The organism is Serratia nematodiphila DZ0503SBS1 (assembly GCF_000738675.1).
GTDB lineage: Bacteria > Pseudomonadota > Gammaproteobacteria > Enterobacterales > Enterobacteriaceae > Serratia > Serratia nematodiphila.
Genome location: NZ_JPUX01000001.1, coordinates 1796884 through 1820480, shown reverse-complemented (window position 1 = coordinate 1820480; position 23597 = coordinate 1796884). Strand labels below are relative to the sequence as shown.

21 protein-coding genes are annotated in these 23597 nt (G+C 62.9%); 4 read left to right on the top strand and 17 right to left on the bottom strand.

The genetic code is table 11. The annotated features are described in order from the left end of the window. Positions 1-43 precede the first annotated feature (43 nt). The 4 genes from JL05_RS08320 to JL05_RS08305 form a co-directional block, all read right to left on the bottom strand. On the bottom strand, positions 44-1114 hold the full coding sequence (locus JL05_RS08320) for an ABC transporter ATP-binding protein (protein WP_033632131.1): 1071 nt from the start codon (positions 1112-1114) through the stop codon (positions 44-46). Continuing rightward, a complete protein-coding gene (locus JL05_RS08315; RefSeq protein ID WP_033632130.1) occupies positions 1107-2876 on the bottom strand; it encodes an ABC transporter permease in 1770 nt (589 codons plus the stop codon). The genes JL05_RS08320 and JL05_RS08315 overlap by 8 nt, the downstream gene beginning before the upstream one ends. A gap of 78 nt (positions 2877-2954) precedes the next feature. Further along, positions 2955-4043 carry an ABC transporter substrate-binding protein gene (locus JL05_RS08310; RefSeq protein ID WP_033633583.1) on the bottom strand — a complete coding sequence of 363 codons (1089 nt, stop codon included), beginning with the start codon at positions 4041-4043 and terminating at the stop codon, positions 2955-2957. A 168-nt stretch (positions 4044-4211) separates the two neighbouring features. After that, a complete protein-coding gene (locus JL05_RS08305) occupies positions 4212-5129 on the bottom strand; it encodes a DMT family transporter (protein ID WP_004931563.1) in 918 nt (305 codons plus the stop codon). A 287-nt stretch (positions 5130-5416) separates the two neighbouring features. On the opposite strand from JL05_RS08305, the gene JL05_RS08300 reads away from it, so the two are divergent. The 3 genes from JL05_RS08300 to brnQ all read left to right on the top strand — a co-directional run bounded on the left by JL05_RS08300 (position 5417) and on the right by brnQ (position 8177). Next, positions 5417-5749: a tRNA-binding protein gene (locus JL05_RS08300; RefSeq protein WP_004931561.1), complete on the top strand. Its 333-nt coding sequence runs from the start codon at positions 5417-5419 to the stop codon at positions 5747-5749. A gap of 30 nt (positions 5750-5779) precedes the next feature. Continuing rightward, on the top strand, positions 5780-6655 hold the full coding sequence (locus tag JL05_RS08295) for a 2OG-Fe dioxygenase family protein (RefSeq protein ID WP_033632129.1): 876 nt from the start codon (positions 5780-5782) through the stop codon (positions 6653-6655). A 199-nt stretch (positions 6656-6854) separates the two neighbouring features. Beyond that, positions 6855-8177 carry a branched-chain amino acid transport system II carrier protein gene (brnQ, locus tag JL05_RS08290; protein WP_033632128.1) on the top strand — a complete coding sequence of 441 codons (1323 nt, stop codon included), beginning with the start codon at positions 6855-6857 and terminating at the stop codon, positions 8175-8177. Between the two features lie 69 nt (positions 8178-8246). On the opposite strand, the gene tkt is transcribed toward brnQ, so the two are convergent. After that, the gene (tkt, locus tag JL05_RS08285) at positions 8247-10241 is read right to left on the bottom strand and encodes a transketolase (RefSeq protein ID WP_033632127.1); all 1995 of its coding nucleotides are present in this window, start codon (positions 10239-10241) and stop codon (positions 8247-8249) included. A gap of 238 nt (positions 10242-10479) precedes the next feature. Here tkt and loiP point away from each other — a divergent pair, with 238 nt between their 5' ends. Continuing rightward, the gene (gene loiP, locus JL05_RS08280) at positions 10480-11232 is read left to right on the top strand and encodes a metalloprotease LoiP (RefSeq protein WP_004937650.1); all 753 of its coding nucleotides are present in this window, start codon (positions 10480-10482) and stop codon (positions 11230-11232) included. Between the two features lie 42 nt (positions 11233-11274). Here the strand turns inward: loiP and JL05_RS08275 are convergent, their stop codons facing one another. The 12 genes from JL05_RS08275 to JL05_RS08220 form a co-directional block, all read right to left on the bottom strand. Beyond that, positions 11275-12915, bottom strand: a complete 1641-nt coding sequence (locus tag JL05_RS08275; RefSeq protein WP_021504733.1) for a thiamine pyrophosphate-binding protein — start codon at positions 12913-12915, stop codon at positions 11275-11277. 52 nt (positions 12916-12967) lie between these two features. Beyond that, positions 12968-14437, bottom strand: coding sequence for an aldehyde dehydrogenase (locus JL05_RS08270; protein ID WP_033632126.1), 1470 nt, complete (start codon positions 14435-14437; stop codon positions 12968-12970). 16 nt (positions 14438-14453) lie between these two features. Further along, a complete protein-coding gene (locus JL05_RS08265) occupies positions 14454-15248 on the bottom strand; it encodes an aspartate dehydrogenase (protein WP_033632125.1) in 795 nt (264 codons plus the stop codon). Between the two features lie 15 nt (positions 15249-15263). Further along, positions 15264-16058: an SDR family oxidoreductase gene (locus tag JL05_RS08260; RefSeq protein ID WP_004937639.1), complete on the bottom strand. Its 795-nt coding sequence runs from the start codon at positions 16056-16058 to the stop codon at positions 15264-15266. After that, the gene (locus tag JL05_RS08255; protein WP_033632124.1) at positions 16055-16873 is read right to left on the bottom strand and encodes an alpha/beta fold hydrolase; all 819 of its coding nucleotides are present in this window, start codon (positions 16871-16873) and stop codon (positions 16055-16057) included. The genes JL05_RS08260 and JL05_RS08255 overlap by 4 nt, the downstream gene beginning before the upstream one ends. Further along, on the bottom strand, positions 16873-17397 hold the full coding sequence (locus tag JL05_RS08250; RefSeq protein WP_004937634.1) for a cupin domain-containing protein: 525 nt from the start codon (positions 17395-17397) through the stop codon (positions 16873-16875). Before JL05_RS08250 ends, JL05_RS08255 begins: the two co-directional genes overlap by 1 nt. 32 nt (positions 17398-17429) lie before the next feature. Next, complete coding sequence (locus JL05_RS08245) at positions 17430-18686, bottom strand: MFS transporter (RefSeq protein WP_015379009.1); 1257 nt, start codon at positions 18684-18686, stop codon at positions 17430-17432. A gap of 23 nt (positions 18687-18709) precedes the next feature. Then, complete coding sequence (locus JL05_RS08240) at positions 18710-19921, bottom strand: NAD(P)/FAD-dependent oxidoreductase (RefSeq protein ID WP_033632123.1); 1212 nt, start codon at positions 19919-19921, stop codon at positions 18710-18712. Then, positions 19918-20859 carry a VOC family protein gene (locus tag JL05_RS08235; RefSeq protein ID WP_033632122.1) on the bottom strand — a complete coding sequence of 314 codons (942 nt, stop codon included), beginning with the start codon at positions 20857-20859 and terminating at the stop codon, positions 19918-19920. Before JL05_RS08235 ends, JL05_RS08240 begins: the two co-directional genes overlap by 4 nt. A gap of 109 nt (positions 20860-20968) precedes the next feature. Then, positions 20969-21763, bottom strand: a complete 795-nt coding sequence (locus JL05_RS08230) for an IclR family transcriptional regulator (RefSeq protein WP_004937625.1) — start codon at positions 21761-21763, stop codon at positions 20969-20971. Between the two features lie 37 nt (positions 21764-21800). After that, positions 21801-22556, bottom strand: coding sequence for an SDR family oxidoreductase (locus JL05_RS08225; RefSeq protein ID WP_015379012.1), 756 nt, complete (start codon positions 22554-22556; stop codon positions 21801-21803). Beyond that, a complete protein-coding gene (locus JL05_RS08220; RefSeq protein ID WP_033632121.1) occupies positions 22553-23596 on the bottom strand; it encodes an aromatic ring-hydroxylating oxygenase subunit alpha in 1044 nt (347 codons plus the stop codon). The genes JL05_RS08225 and JL05_RS08220 overlap by 4 nt, the downstream gene beginning before the upstream one ends. Position 23597: the final 1 nt, after the last annotated feature.

The following is a 23597-nucleotide window of genomic DNA, read 5'->3' as shown; positions in this document are numbered from 1 at the left end:
TTTAACTCTGTAAACGAAACGCCCGCATCGGCGGGCGTCCTGGTTAGGCTTTCGGGAATATCCACAGATGCTCGGCCGGCAGGGAGAGCTGGCACAGCGCCCGATCGCGCGCCTCGTGGCCATAGGCGCGCACCACGAAGTCTTCGGCCACGGTGCGGAACAGGTATTCCCAGCGATCGCCGAGATACATGCTGGTCAGCAACGGCAGCTCAAGCTGGTTGCCCTGCGGATCTTCGCCCAACTGCACGCGCTCCACGCGGATCACCGCCGTGCCCTCCTGCCCGACCTGCACGCCGGCGCCCGCTTTGCCCCACAGCGCCCAATCCTTGCCTTCGATACGCGCCCGGTCGCCTTCCAGCGCCACGATCTTGCCCGGCAAGCGGTTGTTGCTGCCCATGAACTCGGCGGTGAACAGCGTGGTGGGCGAGCCGTACATCTCCTGCGGCGTGCCCTGCTGTTCGATTTTGCCGTTATTGAGCAGCAGGATGCGATCGGAAATGGCCATCGCCTCGTTCTGATCGTGGGTCACCATCAGCGCCGACAGACCGAGCTTGATGATCAGCTCGCGCAGGAATACCCGCGCCTCTTCACGCAGCTTGGCATCGAGGTTGGACAGCGGCTCATCCAGCAGGATCACCGACGGGTTGTAGACCAGCGCACGCCCGATCGCCACGCGCTGCTGCTGGCCGCCGGAAAGCTGGTGCGGGTGCCGCTTGGCCAGATGCCCCAACCCGAGCTGATCCAGTACCGCCTGCACTCGCTGGGCGATTTCCGCCGAGCCGGTCTTACGCAGCTTCAGCGGGTAAGCGACGTTTTCAAACACCGTTTTATGCGGCCACAGGGCATAGGACTGAAACACCAGCCCCAGATTGCGCTCTTCGGCGGGAATTTCGCTGCGCGCGCTGCCGTTGTACACGGGGTTATTGCCGATGACGATCCGCCCCTGGCTCGGTTTCTCCAGCCCGGCCACCGCCCGCAGCAGCGTGGTTTTGCCACTGCCCGACGGGCCCAGCAGCGAGACCACTTCGCCCCGTTTTAGATCCATCGACACCCCTTTCAGCACCGGGTTGTCGCCATAGGTCAAATGCAGATTCTCTACCGAAAGTTCAATCATGTAATTTCACTCCAAAGCGCAAGGCGATCCCCAGCCCCAGCACCACCAGCAGAATATTGATGAACGACAGCGCGGCGACGATATCGATAGCGCCCGCGGCCCACAGAGAAACCAGCATCGAGCCGATGGTTTCCGTGCCCGGAGACAGCAGGTACACCCCGGTGGAATATTCGCGTTCAAAAATCAGGAACATCAGCAACCAGGAGCCGATCAGACCATAGCGCGACAGCGGAATGGTGACGTGGCGGGTGATCTGGCCGCGGCTGGCGCCGGCGCTACGCGCCGCCTCTTCCAGCTCCGGCCCCACCTGCAGCAACGTGGAAGAGATCAGCCGCAGGCCGTAGGCCATCCACACCACGGTGTAGGCCAGCCAGACGCTGAAGATGGTGCTGCGCAGCGAACGCAGCCAGACAATCCAGTTAGCACGCAGCCACTCGGCCATCGGCAACGCCGACAGCCAGCCTTCCTTGAGCGATTTGTCCAGCCACATCGGCAGGAACAGGAACACCCACAGGAATGCCAGACCGGCCAGCAGCCCCGGCACCGCGCGCGGCACCAGCACGCTGTAGTCGAGGAAGCGCGTGGCGCCATCCGGCTTGCGGTGCATGGCGATGCCGATAAACAGGTAGCACGCCACCGCCAGCGCCCCGCCGATCACCCCGATCGCCATCGAGTTGACGATGGCGCGCAGCAGGTTGGGCTGCGCCCAGATGGTGCGAAAGGTGTTGATCGACAGTTCGTCCCAGACTGACACGCCCACGCCCCAGTTGGAGATAAAGGCGCGCAGCACCACGCCGATCAGCGGCACGCCGATGGTCACGGTCAGCCAGAATACCACCACCGCGCCGGCCACCCAGCGCCATTTACCCAGCGGCAGAGCGCGGGCCTGCGAGGCTTTGCCCTTGACGGTGACAAAGCGGTTGGCGGTGCGCATCAGCCGGCGCTGCAGCATCACCAACGGAATAGTGATGCAAATCAGCACCACCGCCACCGCCGCCATCAGATGGTAAGACGGCGTGCCCAGCTTGTTGGTCAACTGGTACAGGTAGGTCGCCAGCACCAGGTTGCCTTCCGGATCGCCCAGCACCAGCATCAGGCCGAACACTTCCAGCCCGAGGAAGAACAGCAACACCCCGGCGTACAAGATAGACGGCCGCACCATCGGCAGACTAACGGCGGTCATCACCTGCAGCGGCGTGGCGCCGGCGGTGCGCGCCGCTTCTTCAACGTCGGAGCCCACGCTGCGCAGCGCCGAGGAGATGTACAGGTAGGCGTGGGGCACGTGCGTCAATCCGGCTATCACCACGATGCTGGCCATTGAGTAGATATTCCACGGCACGAAGCCCAGCAGCGCCTCCGCCCACAGCGAGAAGAAGCCTACCGGCCCCGCCGCCACCACGTAACCGAAACCCAGTACCATCGGCGACACGAAGATCGGCACCAGAATCAGCGGTTCGATGATTCGCCGCCCCGGCAGATCGGTGCGCACCATCAGGAAGGCCAAAACACCGCCGAGCGGGATGGCGATAATCACCAGGCCGAGTGCCAGAATAAAGCCGCTTTTCAGCGCTTTGTAAAAATCCGGATCGGTAAAGATGAACTCGAAGGCCTCAAGGCTGAAGACCTTGGAAGGAGAGAAAAACGGTGCCGAGAGGAAGCTTTGAATGATGATAAACGACAGGGGGACATAGATAACCAGCGCGGTTATCAACACCACCAGGCCGCGCGGCAGGCTCTGCCACTTTCTGCGCCATGCTTGCATAAATGCTCCCTATGGTTGTAAACGACGACCAAAGGGCGCGCGCCCGTGCGACAGGCGTGCGTCCGAATGCAGTCCCTGTTATTTCGCCGCGGCGGCGCGCCATTGTTTGATGTAGTCGAGACGCTTGGCCGGCTGCAGATATTCCAGCAGGCTGTCATCGACCGGGATCGGCTTGAGCGCGTTACCCAACAGCTTGGTCATACCATCGATGTCGTTCTTGCCTTCGATGTCGTTGCGGATCGAGGGGATATCCGCCTGATTGGCGAGAATATTTTGCCCTTTCTCCGACAGCACGTAGTCGAACCACAGCTTGGCGGCGTTAGGGTTGCCGGCCTCTTTGCCGATGAAGCTCACGCGCGACAGCACCAGGGTATAGTCTTTCGGATAGACAATGCCGAGCGACGGGTCGCTCTTGGCGCGAGCCTCGGCGTACGAACCGAGGATATTGAAGCCGATCAGGTTTTCACCGGAGGAAACGCGTTCCATCATGGTGCCGGTGGAGGATTGCACCGCCAACCCGCCCTTGGCCACATCGGCCAGCGTTTTGAAGTAGTTGGGATCGGCCTTGAAGTCCTGCACCGACAGCATGAAGCCGACGCCGGATTTTTCGATGTCGTAGGTGGTGACTTTCTTCTTGAATTTGTCCGTCTGGCCGGCGATCAGCTTGGCCAGCGCCGCATGCGAATCCGGCACATCGCCTTGCGGGATCAGGCGTTTGTTATAGATAAACACCACCGGCTCGTAGGTGGTGCCATACACCTTCTCTTGCCATACCGCCCATTTCGGCAGCTGAGCCTGCTCAGGGGAGGCATATTCCTGCGCGTAATCGCCCGCCAGTTTCAAAATGGTGTCCATCGACGAGCTCCACACCACGTCGCCGCTGGTGCCGCCGGCCGCCTGCTCGCTGATAAAGCGGTTATACAGTTCGGTGCTGTTCATGTCGTTGTATTCGACCTTGATGCCCGGATACAACGCCTCAAACCCCTGGATCAACGGCGCCGCCGCCTTGGTGTCGGTGGTCGAGTAAATCACCACCTTGCCTTCTTTCTTCGCGCCGTCGACCAGTTTCTGATAGTCGGCGGGGTAGCCCGCCGGGAAGGCCGCATAGGCGGAAACGGAGCCCAGCAAGGTGATTGCCGCTACGGTCGCGCTGATTTTTTTCATCATCATCATCCATCCCCTGATCACATTTAATAAACCAAAAATTAACATATAGTTAATAACTGAGACGTAGCAACGGCGTTGCTTTGTTATCTTTCGGTTTTGTGAGGTTGGACGTTTTTCAGCCAATAAAAAGCCCGGCAGCGCGGGCTTTACGGCGCTTCCAGTCGCAAACTATTCGGCCAGGCGAGAACGCCGCAGCAGGCGAATTCGCTGTACGATGGCGACCCCCAGCAGGGTCAGGGCAAACCCCGCCAACTGCACCAGCGACAGCGCCTCGCCAAACAGCGCATAAGCCTGCAGCGCTGCCGCCGGCGGCACCAGCAGCATCAGCGCGGTAATGCGAGTCAAATCGCCGTGGCGCACCATCCAGATGAACAGCGCGGTGCCGCCCAGCGACAACACGCCGGCCGACCACAGCAGCGAGAACCACAGCGTCGGCGAATTGTCCCAGGCGCCGGAGCCCATCACGGCCGCCAACGCGCCGGTCACGATCGCCGCGCCGAGGTGCTGAATGGCGCCCGCCGCCCGCAGATCGGCCGCCGCCAGCGAAGACTTCTGCACCATGATGCCGATCGTCAGCGCGACGATGCTGCCAAACCCCATCAGGATCGGCAACAGCGCCATATTGCCGACATCAATGCCGGTCAGCCGGGGAGAAAGCACCAGCGCAACGCCGATAAAGCCGATCGCCAGCCCGGCCCAGGAGCGTAATCCTATCGATTTGCGCAGCACCAACGCGAAAATCAGCGCGGTGAACAGCGGCTGCAAGCCGCCGATCAGCGACATCACCCCGGCCGCCAGGCCGTTCGCTACCGCCCACCAGCTTGCAGCGAGATAAACGCCATTCATCAACATGCCGGTCAGCAGGTGCATCACGAACTGCCGCCCCTTGGGCCAGGCGCAGTGCAATGCCAGCAAAGCGAATACCGCGGCGGCGATCAAAAAGCGAAAGGTCAGGAAAAGGTTGGGATCGGCATGATCCGCCACCGCCCGCGCGGCAATAAAACCCGTCGACCAAATTAATATCAGGAAAAACGGCGCGATAAATGCCTTTCGCCGATCGCGTTTTTCACGCGGGGTTATTTCCATATCACTACCTGAAAGAATGCGGTTGATGAATGAAGGCATACTAACCAATTTAACACGGGCTTAACAGTGCCGAGCGGACGCCCAAGTTCAGATGGTGCACATAATTACCGGTGAATAATGAAGTTTCAATTTCATATAATTCATCAAGCTTATAATTAATTACGCTACGTTACGACAATGTAAATTAATTGCTACATCGGGTATAAATATTCCCCTCTTGGCGACATTGTCGGGATAATTCCCCTTTGCTAGCCTTTCTGAAGCCATTTAATTAACGGGACTGACTCATGGCCGAAATCACTGATTTTATGAAACTGGATATGCGTATTGGCGAAATTATTTCCGTGGAATATAACGACAAGGCGTTAAAACCCGCCTATAAGCTGCGCATTGATTTCGGCGAGGAAATTGGCATTAAAAACAGCTCGGCACAATTATGCGAAAACTATCAGGAAGATGACCTGCTTGGCAGAAAAGTCATCTCCGTCGTTAATTTCCCCGCCAGGCGAGTTGCCGGATTTAAATCCGAAGTGCTGGTTCTTGCCGCGGTCACCAGGGATCAAGGCACCGTCTTGCTGAAACCCGATTTCGACGTGGAGATCGGCAGCAAGATTTTATAACCGCCCCATCATTCGTGAGGCCACCGAGAAATGCGACAGTTATCTCTGCTTGATGAAGTTAAGAAGGCATACCAGGAACACCGTTCAGCCTTTATCCCCGGCGCTACCATGCAGGCAATCCTGCTGGCGCTGGGCGCGCGGCCGGAAGATTTCGCCAGGCTGCAGCAGGTCAGCGCCAATCTGGCGGACGATCCCACGCTGCCTTTCCGCAAGTCCAGAAACGGCCGTTTCTGTTTCGACTTCGATCGCGCCCGGATTGAGCGGCTGGAGTTCCAGCCTTTCGTGCTCTCGGTCGAGGAAGACTTCATCCGCTACGATTCGGGAAAGGTGCGCCATTTCCGCGGCATCAACGACGATCTGCAGTTGAATACGGCCTTTCAGGCGCTGATGAAATTCAAAGCCTACGTGATCGATGGCGTGAGCGTGACGCCGCGCCCCCGGCTTAATCAGGAGATCAACAAGTTCGTCTGCACCGTGTTCAACCTGCGCACCGTCACCACGCCGCAGATGCTGGGCGAACCGGCGCTGGAAGGTGTGCACAGCGACGGCGTCGACCACACCATGACAACCTTCCTCGGCTGCGACAACATGACCGACGACAGCGCCAAGACCTTTATTCACGATATGCGCGAAACCAGCGGGATCAAATTCGATCGGGCCCGGCCGGAATGGATTTTGGGCGAAATACAGCATCGGCATTTCCTCGACACCCTGCTGATTGTCGACCACGAGCGCAAACACAGCCTCTCTCCGGTAAAAGCGCAGGACAAACGTAAGGATTCAACCCGCGATATGCTGATCTTTTTCACCCGCAAACCGGTCGAAGACGGCCACGTCTCTTTCGCATACGACTCTTTCAAGCCGCATATCGAAATCCCGCTGTCGATAGACATGGTGGCGCGCTAACGCGCTGCCGGGCCGGCCGCCAGGATCCCTCTGTGCGGCCGGTTCACGCCAGGATAAACAACGCTGGATTAATCAGGTTTTTGTCGCCGAATTATTATATCCTGCCGGACGAAAATTTTTGCGGGCGCTCGCTGCCCCACGCGCCAGCCCTCTGCAGGCGGGCCGTTTATTTCATGAATACAGGCAGTGCCATACCGTTATGACCAAGAGTTTATCCCCGAAAGACATTATCGCCCTGGGCTTTATGACCTTTGCCCTGTTTGTCGGCGCCGGCAACATCATTTTCCCGCCGCTGGTGGGGCTGCAGTCCGGCGAACATCTGTGGCCGGCCGCCCTCGGGTTTATGGTGACCGCCGTCGCCCTGCCGGTGATCGCCGTGATCGCGTTGGCGCGCGTCGGCGGCAGCATCAGCCTGCTTACCGGCCCCATCGGCCGCACCGCCGGCCTGCTGCTGGCGACCGTCTGCTATCTGGCGCTCGGCCCGCTGTTCGCCACGCCGCGAACCGCCAATGTCTCTTTCGCCCTCGGCATTGCGCCTTTCACCGGCGACGGCGCCCTGCCGCAGTTCATCTACAGCCTGCTGTTCTTTACCCTGGCGATGATTGTGTCGCTATATCCCGGACGGTTGCTCGATAACGTCGGCCATATTCTGGCGCCGCTGAAAATTCTGGCGCTGGCCGCGCTCGGCATCGCCGCCCTGATCTGGCCCGCAGGCGCGCCGCTCTCCGCCGTCGGCAGCTATCAGGCCGCGGCGTTTTCCACCGGCTTCGTACAGGGTTATCAAACCATGGACACGCTGTCGGCGCTGATGTTCGGTTCGATTATCGTTACCGCCGCCCGCTCGCGTGGCGTCAGCGACAGCGGGTTGCTGCTGCGTTATACGCTGTGGGCCAGCCTGATCGCCGGCGTCGGCCTGACGCTGGTCTATATCTGCATGTTCAAACTCGGCGCCGGCAGCGGCAGCCTAATCGAGAATGGCGCTCAGGATGGCGCGGCAATCCTGCACGCCTATGTACAGCACACCTTCGGCGATCTGGGCAGCGTCTTTATGGCGGTGCTGATGTTCATCGCCTGCCTGGTGACAGCGGTCGGCATGACCTGCGCCTGCGCGGACTTCTTCTCCCGCTACCTGCCGCTCTCTTACCGCACGCTGGTGGTCATCCTCGCCCTCTTCGCCATGCTGGTCTCCAACATGGGGCTGGCCAATCTTATCCGCGTCTCGCTGCCGGTGCTGACGGCGATCTACCCGCCCTGCATCGCGCTGGTGTTGCTCAGCTTCAGCCAGAACCGCTGGCGCAGCGCCAGGCGCGTCTTTGCGCCAGTGATCGCCACCAGCCTGGTGTTTGGCCTCGCCGACGGCCTGAAGGCTTCCAGCTTCAGCGGCCTGCTGCCCGCCTGGTTCGATAAGCTGCCGCTGGCCGAGCAGGGTCTGGTCTGGCTGCAGCCTACGCTGTTGGTGCTGTTGCTGACGGCCGCTTACGACCGGTTGCGCAGCGCCGAAAGCGTCAAGGCCGCGTCTTAAGCGCGATTTCCGCCCATAAAAAAAGCCGGTCATCATGACCGGCTTTTTTATCGGCTGGCGCCAGGCCGCTTACTTCAGCAGCGCCTGCGCCTTCGCCACCACGTTGTCCACGGTGAAGCCGAACTCGGCGAACAGCTGCTCCGCCGGCGCCGACTCACCGAAGGTGGTCATGCCCACGATGGCGCCGTTCAGCCCCACGTACTTGTACCAGTAGTCCGCGATACCCGCTTCCACCGCCACACGCGCCGTCACCGCCGCCGGCAGCACCGACTCGCGGTACGCCGCATCCTGCTTGTCGAACGCGTCGGTCGACGGCATCGACACCACGCGCACCTTGCGGCCCGCCGCGGTCAGTTTGTCCGCCGCTTCCACCGTGATGCCCACTTCGGAGCCGGTGGCGATCAGGATAACGTCCGGCGTGCCCGCGCAGTCTTTCAGCACGTAGCCGCCGCGGTACACGTTCGCCAGCTGCTCTGCGGTGCGCGGCTGCTGGGTCAGGTTCTGGCGCGAGAACACCAGGGTGGTCGGGCCGTCGTTACGCTCGATGCCGTACTGCCACGCCACCGCCGATTCCACCTGGTCACACGGGCGCCAGGTGCTCATGTTCGGGGTCACGCGCAGGCTCGCCAACTGCTCCACCGGCTGGTGGGTCGGGCCGTCTTCGCCCAGACCGATGGAGTCGTGGGTGTAGACGAACACGTTGCGCAGCTTCATCAGCGCCGCCATGCGCACCGCGTTGCGGGCGTATTCCACGAACATCAGGAAAGTCGCCGAGTACGGCAGGAAGCCGCCGTGCAGCGCGATGCCGTTGGTGATGGCGGTCATGCCGAACTCGCGCACGCCGTAATGAATGTAGTTGCCCGCCGGGTCAACGTTCAGCGCTTTCGAGCCGGACCACATGGTCAGGTTGCTCGGCGCCAGGTCGGCGGAGCCGCCCAGGAACTCCGGCAGCACCTTGCCGAACGCTTCCAGCGCGTTCTGCGACGCCTTGCGGCTGGCGATGTTGGCCGGGTTGGCCTGCAGTTTTTCCACGAACGCCTTGGCGTCGGCTTTCCAGTCGGCCGGCAGCTCGCCGTTCATGCGGCGCTTGAACTCGGCGGCCAGTTCCGGGAAGGCCCTGGCGTAGGCGGCGAACTTGTCGTTCCAGGCCGCTTCTTTGGCCTGACCGGCTTCTTTGGCGTCCCACTGGGCGTAGATGTCCTGCGGGATTTCAAAGGCGGCGTATTTCCAGCCCAGTGCTTCGCGGGTGGCGGCCACTTCGGCGGCGCCCAGCGCGGCGCCGTGCACGTCATGGGTGCCGGCCTTGTTCGGCGAACCGAAGCCGATAACGGTCTTGCACATCAGCAGCGACGGCTTGTCGGTCACCTTGCGGGCTTCTTCAATCGCCGCCTTGATGGCGTCCGGGTTGTGGCCGTCGACGTTGCGCACCACGTGCCAGCCGTAGGCTTCGAAACGCAGGGCGGTGTCGTCGGTGAACCAGCCGTCGACGTGGCCGTCGATGGAGATGCCGTTGTCATCGTAGAAGGCGGTCAGTTTGCCGAGCTTGAGGGTGCCGGCCAGAGAGCAGACTTCGTGCGAGATGCCTTCCATCATGCAGCCGTCGCCCATGAAGGCGTAGGTGTGGTGGTCGACAATGTCATGGCCGGGGCGGTTGAACTGCGCCGCCAGGGTGCGTTCGGCGATGGCGAAGCCGACGGCGTTGGCGATGCCCTGGCCCAGCGGGCCGGTGGTGGTTTCAACGCCCGGGGTGTAGCCGTACTCCGGGTGGCCCGGGGTTTTGGAATGCAGCTGACGGAAGTTTTCCAGCTCGCGCATCGGCAGGTCATAGCCGGTGAGGTGCAGGAGGCTGTAAATCAACATGGAGCCGTGGCCGTTGGAGAGCACGAAACGGTCGCGGTCAGCCCAGTGCGGGTTAGTCGGGTTGTGGTTGAGGTAGTCACGCCACAGGACTTCGGCGATGTCCGCCATGCCCATAGGGGCCCCCGGGTGGCCGGAATTTGCTTTTTGTACGGCGTCCATGCTGAGTGCGCGGATAGCGTTGGCAAGCTCTTTACGAGAGGACATGTTTTACTCCAGGTCGGATAAAAAAAGCAGTCAAGTTCCCTATTTTCTCAGACTCCACATCACAACGGCAATCCCTAATGCCAAATGAGAGCGAGTTCACCACTTATTAGCACGATTGGTCGCTTTTTCGGAATAACACTATTCTCGCTCCGGCTGGCGTACACTAGGCTCTTGCGACAAGATTTCCTCCAGGCAAAATGACTCTTTTACCTTGTTACCTTCACAGGAAGATGGCGTTATGAAAATTCGTACCTCTTTGATTGCGTTGGGCATTGCCACCCTGGCAACCGGCTGTCAAAACCTGAATACCGAAACCCTGATGCAGTCCGGCGCGCAGGCGTTCCAGGCGGCGACCCTGAGCAACAACGACGTTAAGGCCCTGAGTGATAAATCCTGCGCCGAGATGGACAGCAAGGCACAAATCGCGCCGGCCGACAGCACCTATGCCAAGCGCCTCAACAAAATCGCTGCGGCGCTGGGCGACAACATCAACGGCACCCCGGCCAACTACAAGGTCTACGTGACCAAAGACGTCAACGCCTGGGCGATGGCCAACGGCTGCATTCGCGTCTACAGCGGCCTGATGGACATCATGAACGACAACGAAGTGGAAGGCGTGTTGGGCCACGAAATGGGCCACGTGGCGCTGGGCCACACCCGTAAAGCGATGCAGGTGGCTTACGGCACCGTGGCGCTGCGCACCGCGGCGTCCTCCGCCGGCGGCGTCATCGGCTCGCTGTCGCAGTCGCAGCTGGCGGATATCGGCGAGAAGCTGGTCAGCGCCCAGTTCTCGCAGAAGCAGGAAAGCGAAGCGGATGATTACTCGTTCGATCTGCTGAAAAAACGCGGTATCGATCCGAACGGCCTGGCCACCAGCTTCGAAAAACTGGCCCAAATGGAAGCCGGTCGTCAGAGCAGCATGTTCGACGATCACCCGTCTTCCCAAGCGCGCGCACAGCACATTCGCGATCGCATCGCGGCAGAGAAATAACCACGAGAACGCCCGGCAACCGCCGGGCGTTTTTTTATCGTCTCAATACAGCGTTTTCTGCGGCGGCCCGGCGAAGGTCAGCGGCCCGACCTGCTTCATGTCCACCTCGACCACCGACGGCCCCGGGTAATTGATCGCCTCGGCCAGCACGCCGTTGAACTGCGACGCCGCGTCCACCTTCCAGGCTTTCAACCCCATCGCTTCGGCGATCTGGGTAAAGGCAGGCGTATGCAGCTCGTTGTAATACTGGCGCCCGGCGAAATACTTGTCCTGAATGCCACGCATTACGCCATAACCGCCATCGTTCATGATCAGCAGAGTGATGTTCACCTGTTCCTGCGCCATGGTCGCCAGCTCCCCCAGGCCCAGCGCCAAACCGCCATCGCCCACCAGCCCCACCACCTTGCGCTGCGGGTTGGCAATCGCGGTGCCGATCGCCATCGGCAGCCCCATGCCGATAGCGCCGGCCAGCGAGTGAATGTTGCACAGCGGCGAGATCGCACGGAACAGACGGCTGCCCCAGACGCTGCCGGAAACGGTGATATCGCGCACCAACAGCCCGTCCTGCGGCAGTGCGGCGTCGATGGCGTCATTGAGTTTGGCGTATTCACCGGACTGCTGGCGCAGCGCGCTCTCCGCCTGCTGCACCGCCCCCGCGATTTCGGCATCCCACTCGGCGTTGACCTTTTCGCCGGGGGCCAACCGCGCCGCCAGCGCCGCCAGCAGCGCCGCGCAGTCGCCGTTGATCTGCTCATCGGCCAGGTAGTTGCGGTTGGCCGCCGCCGGATCGATGTCAATCTGCACCAGCGGGCGCGGCAGCGGCAGCGTCCAGGTACGGGTTTCATTACTGCGCAGGCGCGAACCGGCCACCAGCGTCAGATCGCACTGCGTCAGGATCGCTTCGATGCTCGGTGAGTTATGGAACGCCCGCAGGCTGCGCGGATGGCTGTCCGGCAGAATGCCGCGCCCGTGGGTGCTGGAGATCACCGCCACGCCGGCGTCCGCCAGCTTGCGCACCGCGTCGCCGCAGGCCAAGGCGCCGCCGCCCAACCAAAGCAGCGGACGCTTGGCCTGTTTCAGCCGCTGATGCAGCCGTTCCACCGCGGCATCGTCCGCCTTCGGCAATGGCGCCGGCGCCAACGGCTCGGTCAGCACCGAACGGGACACCAGGCTGCTTTGAATATCGATCGGGATCTCGACCGCCACCGGGCCGCAGGGCACGGTTTGCGCATCCAGGATCGCTCGCTGGATCACCGCCACCGCCTGCTCCGGCGAATTGACACGGTAAGCGCGCTTGGAGCAGGCGCGCAGGAAGCCGAGCTGATCGCGGGTTTCATGAATAAAACCGGCGTCGGCATCCAGATAGGCTTTTTCTACCTGGCCGGTGATATGCAACAGCGGCGTGTTGGCGTTGAGCGCCTCAATCATCGCCCCCACCGCGTTGCCGGCGCCGGCGCCGGTGCTGGTCAACGCCACGCCCAGGCCGGAGAACCGCCCGTGCGCGTCGGCCATGGTGACCGCCCCCGCTTCGCCGCGCGCCGGCACGAAGCGAATTTTATCGCGCTGCCCCACCGCATCGGCGATCGGCAGATTATGAATCGAAATGATGCCGTACATCGCCGACACCGCGTACTGTTCCAGAGTCCGGGCTATCGCCTCGCCAACCGTGATTTTATCGCTCATCATCTGCCTTCTTAAGGTAATCGTTATTAGGGTTATGCGTAGAGGTGTCGGCCTAGTCGCTCCAGCGGTTCATCTGATGGCTCAGGGCCAGATACACACTTTTCTGCTGCATGTAGGCCTTGATGCCGTTCAGGCCCTTTTCGCGGCCCAACCCGCTCTCCTTGAAACCGCCGAACGGCGTGGAAATCGAGAACGTTTTGTAGGTATTGACCCAGACGGTGCCGGTTTCCAGCCGCTCCGCCAGCGCCATCGCGCGAGGGAAGTCGCGGCTCCAGATGCCGGCCGCCAGGCCATACACCGAGTCGTTGGCCTGTTCGATCAGCTGTTGCTCGTCGTCGAACGGCAGCGCCACCAGCACTGGGCCGAAGATCTCTTCCTGGCACACGCGGGCATCGTTGTTCAAGCCCTCAATAATGGTCGGCAGGTAATAGCTGCCGCTCGCCAGTTGCGGATCGGCCGGCGCTTCGCCGCCGATGACCACCCGGCCGCCCTCCTGCCGCGCCAGCGCCACGTAGTCCGCCACGCTTTGCCGATGTTTGGCGCTGATCAGCGGGCCAAGATGCACGCCCGGCACCAGCGGGTTGCCGATACGCAGCCCCGCCGTCAGTTCGGTCAAGCGCGCCAGCAGCGGCTGATACAGCGAACGGTGTACGAACAGCCGCGATCCGGCGATGCACGCCTGGCCGGCGGAGCTGAAAATGCCGTAGCAGATGCCGCGCGCCGCCTGTTCCAGATCGGCGTCCTCCAGCACGATGGTCGGCGATTTGCCCCCCAGCTCCAGCGAGGTGGGGATCAGCTTATCGGCAGCGATGTGCGCCAAATGGCGCCCGGTGCTGGTCCCGCCGGTAAAGGAAATCTTCTTCACCAGCGGATGGCGCGCCAACGCCTCGCCGATCACCGAACCTTTGCCCGGCAACACGCTGAGCAGCCCGGCCGGCAGCCCCGCCTGTTCGAACAGCTCGGCCAGCTTCAGCGCCATCAGCGGCGTGGCTTCGGCCGGTTTGAGCACCACCGCGTTGCCCGCCGCCAGCGCCGGCGCCACCTTCTGCATTTCGCTGGCGATCGGTGAGTTCCACGGCGTAATGGCGGCGATCACTCCCATCGGTTGATACTGGCTGAGGGTCATCACCTCGGCGCTGCGCGGGGTCGGCAGCTCGCCTTCCAACACCTCGCAGGCGGCGGCGAAATAGCGCGCGGTCGCCGCCGCGCTGGCCACCAGGCCGCGGGTTTCCGCCAGCGGTTTGCCGTTGTCGCGAGTCTGTAGCTCGGCCAGCTGTTCCTGCTGCGCCAGGATCAGGTTGCTGACGCGGTAGAGAATCGAGGCGCGTTGGTGCGGCACCAGCCCGCGCCACTCCGGCGCGCGCCAGGCGCGTTCCGCCGCTTCCACCGCCTCGTTCACGTCCTCGACGTTAGCGGCGCGCAGCCGCGCGTTGACGCTGCCATCGGCCGGGAATACCGAAGCCATCTCTTCGCCACGCCCTTCACGCCAGCGCCCGGCGACAAAAATATTCAATCGTTCCATGCTCCGCTCCTGCCGTTCAGGCAATAAAACCGCCGTCCACCAGACGGCGGCAGGCTTGTACCGCGCTCAGCGCCGCCAGGGTTGATGTTTTGGGATTGCTCGCCAGCGGGTTACCGCTCAGCTCAATGTGAAACTCGCCAAAGTCGCCGCACACCTGCAGGCGATGGGTATTGCGCCGGGTGGCGGGATCGACCAGCAGACGCACCCGGGTGGCGTCCATACCCAGACCGTTGAGCGCAACAGTGGCCGCCACGTTGGCATTGGCCGGGAACAAACGCGCCGCTTCGCGCGCCGAGCCTTCAAAAAATACCTGCGCCTCGCGCACCGCATCGAGGTCGATCAGTTGCTCCGCCGGGCTGCCGCGCCAGCTGGCCGGGCTCTTGCTGGCCTGATAGGTCACGCTCTCCAACCCGCCTTCACGCGCCGACGCCAGCCCGTCCATCCCCGCCACCGCGCCGGACAGCACGATCAGTTGCCCGTGATGGCTGCGGCAAACCTGCTGCAGCCGCTGTTGCAATGCGGCGTCCGCCAGCGCGCCGGTCGAGATCACAGCCAGCGGCCAACCGCGCTGCAGCACCGCCTCGCCAAACTCCGCCACCGCCTGCTGGCTGGCGCACTCCAGCACCAAATCCGGCCGCTGCGAACACTGCTCCGGATGGGTCAGCGCCTGCACCCGCCCGCCAAAGGCCTCGGCGATCGCCGCATGATGAGCTGCACGCGCCAGGATCCAGCCAACCTCCACGCCTTCCGGCAGACGGGCGATCACTTCCTTCGCCATTGCGCCGTAGCCAATCATCATGATCTTCTTCATCTTTCTCGGCCCCTGCTACACATGGCGGTTAAAGCCGCCGGAAACGTCCAACGCCGCGCCGGTGGTAAAGGAAGCCAGCGGCGAAGCGAGGAACAACAGCGCCTGCGCCGGCTCCTGCGGCTTGCCGAGGCGTTTCATCGGGATGCCGCGGCGTTCGGCGATCGCCGCCGTCCACTGCTCCCAGCTTTGATCTTTGTCGCTGCGATCGTCGAAACGGCGGCGCCACTGGCCCGACTCCACCATCCCCAGCAAGATCGAGTTAACGCGAATACCTTTGCCCACCAGCTCTTTCGACAGCGTCAGCGTCATGTTGAGCAGCGCGGCACGCGCCGCCGAGGTGGCGATCATGTGCTCTTCCGGCTGCAGCGCCAGCAGCGAGTTGACGCAGGTGATAGACGCGATCGCCGATCGTTCCAGCGCCGGTAAGAACGCCTGCACCGGGTTGATGACGCCGAACAGCTTCAGCTCGGCCTCATGCAGCCAGGCCTCGCGCGGCGTCTGGTCAAAATGGGCGACGAAGCCCTGACCGGCGTTGTTGATCAGCAGATCCACGCCGCCGAAATGCGCCGTCACCTGAGCGGCGAACTGCGCCACCTGCTGCGCGTCCAGTACGTCACAGCGCAGCGCCAGGATATCCGCCTGCGGGAAGTCCGCGCGCAGGCTGGCTGCTGCGCCGGCCAGTTTGTCCGGATCGCGGCCGCAGAACGCCACTTTCGCCCCTTCGGCCAGCAGCAGCTTCAGGGTTTCGAAACCGATGCCCGACGAGCCGCCGGTCACCACCGCCACCCGATCCTCAAGCTGAAAATTCATCGTTGGATTGCTCCCGTAAAGTCCCGCAGATAGCGGTTGAAACACGCCGGCGCATCGAGGTAGCTGGCATGACCCGCGGCGGCGATCAGACGCAGCGCCGCGTCCTGCTCACCCGCCAGCTCGGCCGCCTTCTCCGGTGGCGTAATGCGATCCTGTTCGCCGCACCACACCTCCAGCGGGCCGCGATAGCGCGCTAGATAACGGCTGATATCATCGTTGGCCAGCATCCAGGCGGCACTCAGAAAACCGTCGGGATCGAGCTGCTGCATGCCGTTGCGCACCCAGGCGATATCCTGCGGATCCGCCCCTTCACGCAGCAAGGCCGCCGCCCGCTGCTCGCCGTAGCCCACCGGCCCCAGCGTCTCTATCATCTGCTGGCGCTGGCCGTACACCTGCCGACGCTTTTCCTCCGGCGCCGTGGCATAGCCCTGCGCCGGATCCGCCAACACCAGCCCGCACAGCCCATCCGGATAACCGGCGGCATAGGCGCTGCCGATCAGCGCCCCCAGCGAATGGCCGACGATCAGCGGCTGCACCAGCTGCAGCTCATCAATCAGCGCCGCCAACGCCGCCGCATAACCGGCGGCATCGGCCTGCGGATCCGCCAACGGCAGGCTGCCGCCGTAGCCCGGCGCATCCCACGCCACCAGACGGTGGCCGTCCGTCAGGCCGTTATCGTTGAACTGCTTGATCCACGAGGCGGATCCGGAGCTGATGCCATGCAGCAACACCACCGGCCGCCCCTGCCCGGCCTCGCGCCAGCTCAGGGTGTACGCCCCGCAGCGCGCCCGTTGGCGTTGCGCCAGGCCGTTCATCAGTTGCGCTTCACTTTGGACAGCGGGTGATCCGCCGGATAGGTCGGGATCTCCGGCTTGGCGGTGCCGAGCATCACGCACATCAGCGCCTCTTCCTCGCCGTGGTTGAACAGGCCGCGATACACCCCCGCCGGCACCGAGATCAGATCGCGCTCTTTCAGCCTGGTTTCGTAATACTCTTCGCCATCCTGAATCATCAGCGTGATGCTGCCTTTCAGCATGAAGAACACTTCTTCCACGTCGTCATGCAGGTGCAGCGGGCCCTCGCACTTCGAAGGCAGCACCATGGTGGAGAAGGTGAAGTTGCCTGCCGGAATGGTGTTGGCATCGCTGGCCACGCCGGTGGCGCCGGTGCCGATGTAGCGCATCTGCGCGCGGCGGTATTTCGGGTCGAAGTCGGCCTGGAATTTCAGCGCGTTCCAGTCATATTTGCGGCCCTCGAAACGGGCGATGCGCGACTCCACCCAGTTTTCCATCGACAGATCCTGCGGCTTGACGCCGGCTTTGTTCTCAACCTGAGACATGTTGTCACTCCTCTGTTGAATCGATTGATTAATCAGTACTTTCTCAGCAACGGCAGCAGAATGAGGCAGCCGACGAAAGCCATCACCACCAGGAACAGCAGGCCGTTATCCATATTGCCGGTGGCGGCGATCAGCGCCCCCATCAGCACCGGCGCCAGCGCACCGGCAAAATTGCCCAACCCGTTGAAGATGCCGCCGGCGGTGGCGCTCACCTTGCTGCTGGTGGCCTTCGCCAACAGCGCGAAAATATTCGGCGCGCCGGCGCCCCACATAAAGGTGCTGAAGGCCATGGCGGCGATCACGCTGTAGGTACCCTGCAGGTGCAACACCACCGCCAGACCGAGGCCGGCACCGCACAGCGACAGGAAGCAGGCCAGCGCGCGGCGATCCAGCTTGTCCGACAGCCAGGCGCCCAGCACTTCGCCGAGCAGCATGGCGATGAACGGCAGCGAAGAGAGGTAACCGGCATGTTCCAGATGAATGCCTTTGCCCTTGATCAGATAGCTCGGCAGCCAGCCGTTCATGCCCCACAGGTAGGTCAGGAAGGCGATGTTGAACAGGCAAATCATCCAGAAATGCGGGCTGCGCAGCAGCTCGCGGCGATGCTGTTTGCGTTCGGACACCGCCGGCTTGGCCGCCGCCGCCGGACGCGCGACGTTCAGGTGGCGCATGCCGAACAGCACCAGCAACATCACCGGCAGCGTCAGAAACGCCATAAAGAAGAAGGTGGCCTGCCAGTCGAAGGTATTGAGGATGTACAGGGTGACCGGGAAGCCGAGCGCGGCCCCCAGCGGCGTGCCGAGCAACCACAGCATGGTGGCGCGCGCCTGCAGCTGCGGCGGGAAGGCCTGACGAATAATGGCGTAGGCCATCGGCAGCAGCGGCCCTTCGGCGATGCCGAGCAGAATGCGCAGCGTCATCATGGCGTGATAGGAACGCACCAGCCCCATCAACACCATCAGCACGCCCCACACCACCATCATGCCAATCAATACCTTGACCGGATTAAGCCGATCGCCGATGCCGCTGAGCAGCATGGAGGAAATGCCGTAGGAGAACAGAAACGCGCTCATCAGCAAGCCCAGCCGCGCCGGGTCAAAACCGATGCCCAACGCCTGCTGAAACTCGGCGTCGGAAAACAGCGCCGCGATGCTGATCTTGTCGAAAAACGCCAGCAGCACGCAGGCGAACAGCGCGATCGGCACCGACCAGCGCACCCGCTGCTGCGGATTTTCGGCAACGGTTTCCCCCGCCCGTCCAGCGCGGGCGTCAATGTCTTGCGTAGTCATAAAACGCTCCCGAGGTTCGGGCGTTATTTCAACGCCATCAAAGAAAACTCCGCATCCGCCAGTTGCTGCGGATCCAGCACCCGGCCACTCGCCAACCAACGCTTGCCGAGCTTGATGGCGCGCGCGTCGTTGAACGTCACCATCTGCACCAGCTGCCGATCGGCGTTCAGCGTGAAGAACACCTGCGACTGCGGCGTGCGGCGCACCACATGGTGCACACCGCCGCTCGGCACGCCGAGGATCTGGATATTGACGTCATATTGATCCGACCACAGCCAGGCCACGTCGTCATACGGGGCGGCGAAGGCGTCGAGCATCGCGCAGGCGGTGCTGATGGCCTGATTTTGCGCGTAGGCCCAGGACTGCAGGCACAGGCCAAGCGTCGGGTGACGCGCCACATCGCCCGCGGCGAAGATCGCCGGATGGCTGGTGCGCCCCTGGCCGTCGACCACAATGCCGGACTCGATCGCCAGCCCTGCGCTGCGCGCCAGTTCGAGATTCAGCTCGACGCCGATCCCCACCACTACCAGATCGAAGGCTTGCGGATCGCTGACTTCGCTGCCGATCCAGGCGGCGCCGTCGCGATCTTCCAGCGAGATCTCACCGCAGCCGCACAGCACCGTGACGCCCTGCCGGCGATGCAGTTCGAGCAACGCCTGTGAGACATCGGCGCCGACGCTGCGCATGCACAGCGCGGGTTGGCGTTCAAACACCGTCACCTCGGCGCCGAGACGGCGCGCGGAAGCGGCGATCTCCAGCCCGATCCAACCGCCGCCGACGATAGCCAGGCGACGGCAGCCCTGCAGCCCCTGCCGCAACCGGGCCGCATCGTCCCAGGAACGCAGCGTCATCACGCGCGGGTGCTGCGCCCAGGCGGCGCTCGGCAAACGCGGCCGCCCGCCGGTGGCGATCAGCAACTGCTCGAACTGCAGCCGCTGCCCGTCGCTGAGCGTAACGATTTGCTGTTCAGCGTCGATGGACTCGGCGCGCAGCGGGCGGCGCCAGTCGATATTCAGCTCCGCCACCGTCTGTTCGCTGAACAGCCGGCTGAGGGGCGCCGCGGCATCCAGCAACGCCGCTTTCGACAGCGGCGGCCGCTCGTAAAAATCGTAGGGTTCGTCGCTGACAACCGTCAGCCGGCCGCTGTAACCGCGGTCGCGCAGCGTCTTGGCCGCCCAGCCGCCGGCCTGGCCGCCACCGACGATGACGATGCCCGCCTGTTCAGCCCGGTTCATAACGCCTCCGCCTTTTTATGCTGGCGGCGCGTGTCGTGATCGATGCCGCCCTCTACCGCCCATTCGGTGAAGGAGACCAGCGAATGTTCCAGCTCGCGCGGCTGCCAGTTTTCCGTCAGATAATCGTCGTTGGTGTAGTACTCGAACGCGCCGCCGGTCGGGCTGTTGACGTACCAGAAATAGGCCGAGGAGATCGGGTGGCGGCCGGGGCCGATAAAGGTGCTCCACTGCTCTTTGTTCATGGCGATGCCGCCGCCGATCACTTCGTGGATATCGCGCACGGTGAACGCCACGTGATTCAGGCCGCGTGGGCGGTTCGGCAACTTCAGCAGGAACAGGTTATGATGGCCGCCGCGCGCCTGGGTACGCAGGAAGACGGCGCGATCGATATAGCGATCGGAAACCTGGAAATCCAACAGCTCGCGGTAGAAACGCTCAGTCGCCGCCAGATCGTCGACGAAGAACACCACGTGGCCGATGTTGATCGGCTGCGCCTGCGAATAGACCGGGCTGGGTTGATCGATACGGCGCACGTCGCCCCACTGGTTGATCGGCGTGACCGGCACCTCGACCGCCTGCTGGCGGCTGACGACGAAGCGCAGCGTCATACCGTTGGGATCGAGGCACTCCAGCTCTTCTCCCACCTGGCGGAAGCCGGGCATCAGCGCCAAACGCGGCTGCAGGCGCGCCAGATCGGCGGGCGAGGCCACGCCCCAGGTCATGCGGCGTAGGGTGGAACCGCCTTCAAACGCCGCAGGCAGCGCCGCGCTTTGCAGCGGATGCAGGACAACCCGCGCCCCGCTCAGGGTAGTGAATTCGCGCTGCGCTTCGCCCCAATGTTGCGTGGCGGGCTGCAGGCCGAAGTCTCGCATGAATTTTTCGCAGGTTGGCAGATCTTCGACGCCAAATTCCAGTTTTTCGATTCCGATTACGCTCATTGTTCAGCCTCACGTTCTCGCTGCATACGGTTTTCAGGCATGAGTGAACCCCGGCCCCTGTTTGCTACGGGCCTTATCCCTGCCTGAGTAAAAGAGTCGGTCCTGTCGGTTAGCCGACGTTGGCCTGCGGCGGCGCGCCGAGGAAGCCGGAAATTTTCTCCGCCGCGTCGCGCACTTCCATGCGCAGCCGCTCGCGATCCGCTTTCGGGATCTCATCGGACGGCACCATGATGCTGACCACCGCCTCGACCCGCTGCTCGCGGTTGAAGATCGGGTAGACGATCGAGGAGATGCCGTGGCGGAAGAACGATTCGCCGATCACATAGCCGCGCGCCTTGTCTTGCTGCACCATTTGCCACAGCGTTTCGCGATCCGCCGGGGTGCCCGGCGCATTGCCCGGCAGCTGCGCGTCTGGATACAGTTGTTCGAACTCGCTGCGAGTCGCGCTGGTCAACAACATGCGGCCGAGCGAGGTTTGGTGCACCGGCAAGCGGGTGCCGACGCTGACCTGATTGATCTGCGAACCGGCGGCGCTGACGCGGGCGATATAGATCACGTCACGCCCGTCGCGGATCGCCAGATGGCTGCTGCACTGGCTGCGATCGCGCAGCTGCTCGATCACCGGCTGGCCGGCCTGCGCCACGTCCAGCGACGCGATATATTCGAAGCCGAGGCGCAGCACCTTGATGCCGAGCGCAAAGGTGTTGGTGCGCGGATTGCGCTCCAGAAAGCCGAGGTGTTCGAGCGTCTGCACCACGCGATAAGCGGTGGCCTTCGGCATATCGACCAGGCGATGCAACTCGGCGAAGGTCATCTCCTTATGCTGCTCGCCAAACGCCAGCAGCAACTGCAACCCGCGATCCAGCCCCGGGATCAGATATTTACATGCTTGCTCGTCCGCCATCTCTCGCTCCTGCGCTGTGCGCCTGCCCTGCGGGCCGTCAGTTGAATACGAAGCCGCCGTTGACAGGCAGCAGTTGACCGGTGACGAAATCCGCCAGCGGCGACAGCAGATAAAGCACCGTACCGTTCACATCGTCCGGATGCTGCGCCCCGGCCAGCGCGCGCCCCTGCTCATACAGTTGATGGCGCTCGGCGGGCACATACTCGGTAGCTTCCACCCGCGTCAGGCCCGGCGCGATGGCGTTGACGCAGATCCCCTGCGGGCCCAGCTCACGCGCCATCGATCGGGTCATCGCGATCAGCGCGCCTTTGCTGGCGACATAGGCCATCAGGCGCGGCGCGCCCCACAGCGCGGTGTCCGACGCCACGTTGACGATCTTGGCGTGCGGGTTGCGCGCCAGCAGCGGCACCGCCGCCTGGCTCACCAGCCAGGTGCCGCGCACGTTGACCTGCATCACCCGATCCCACAGTTCGATATCGTATTCCATCATGGTTTTGCCGCCGACGCCGGTCGCCAGCGCCGCGTTGTTCACCAGGCCGTCGATCCCGCCGCCTGCGGCGATCTTCTCGAACGCCGAACGGATCGAATCCGGTGACGCCAGATCGATGGTTTGCGTTTCCACCTGAGCGCCCTGCTCGCGCAGCGCGGCGCCGCTCGCCGCCAGCTCATCCGCCAAAATATCGCACATCACCACCTGCGCGCCGGCAGCGGCGATGGCGGCGGCAAAGCTGTAGCCCAGGCCGCGCGCCGCGCCGGTGACCACGATGCGTTTACCGTTCAGCAGGCCGTTCACTGCGCCGCCTCCCGCTCGCGCAGCGTCGCCAGCTGTTTTTGCGCCTCTTTCTGCATCAGGCGGCGCAGGCGAGAAAGACCGACGTCGTGCTGGTACAGATATTCGCGGCCGCGGGCGTTAGGCGCCATGTTCTCAAGCACGATGCGATCCTGCTCGAGCACGTCCCAATGCAACGATTCCAGGCGGTTGCGGTACATGAAGCGCCACATGTCGCGCTGCCAGTCTTTGACCTTACGAATGCGCCAGAAGAATACCCGGCAGTGATCCTTGTCCTCCGGCACCACCATGCCGATGATCCAGAAGTGACCGCCCGGCCCGAAGCGCTTCTTGTACGGGATCGACAGGCGCATCCAATACGCGCCGCTGTTGCCGAATTCCACCCAGTCGAAGTTGACGCCGATCTGGCCGTTTTTCTTGAAGATGAAACCGCTGTCGGTCGGCTCCAGCGCCATGTCCGCCTTGCGATCACCTTCCGCCATCGAGTGTGAAGAGGAGTGCAGGTAGGTGCCGTGCATCGGATCCATCACGTTTTCCAGGGCGTACTGGTAGTTGCAGTTCCAGCTGGCGGTGCACAGAAAATGACTGTACGACGCTTCGTCCGCCAGCTCTTGCGGGAAAGTCAGCTCCGCCGGCGCTTCATCCGCCGTCACGCCGAAATAGAGGAACACCGCGCCATAGGCTTCTTTGGCCGGGTAAGATCGCAGGCATTTTTGCCCCACCAGCGGGCAGCGATCCACCGCCGGCACGTCTTTCACCGTCCCGTCGCCGCCGACTTCCACCCCGTGATACCAACAGGCGATGCGATCGCCGAGGTTCCACCCCATGGAAAGCCGCGCGCCACGGTGCGGGCAGCGGTCTTCCAGCGCGTGGATCTGGCCTTCAGCGTCGCGCCACACCACGATTTGCTGCTCCAGGCGGGTGATGCCGACCGGGTTGTTGCCCACTTCCCAGCTGGCCAGCACCGGATACCACATGCCGCGCAGCCCCTGGTCAAGATAGTCCTGCAAGCTCTGTTCGGAGGATGTTGTGTTTGCTGTCATT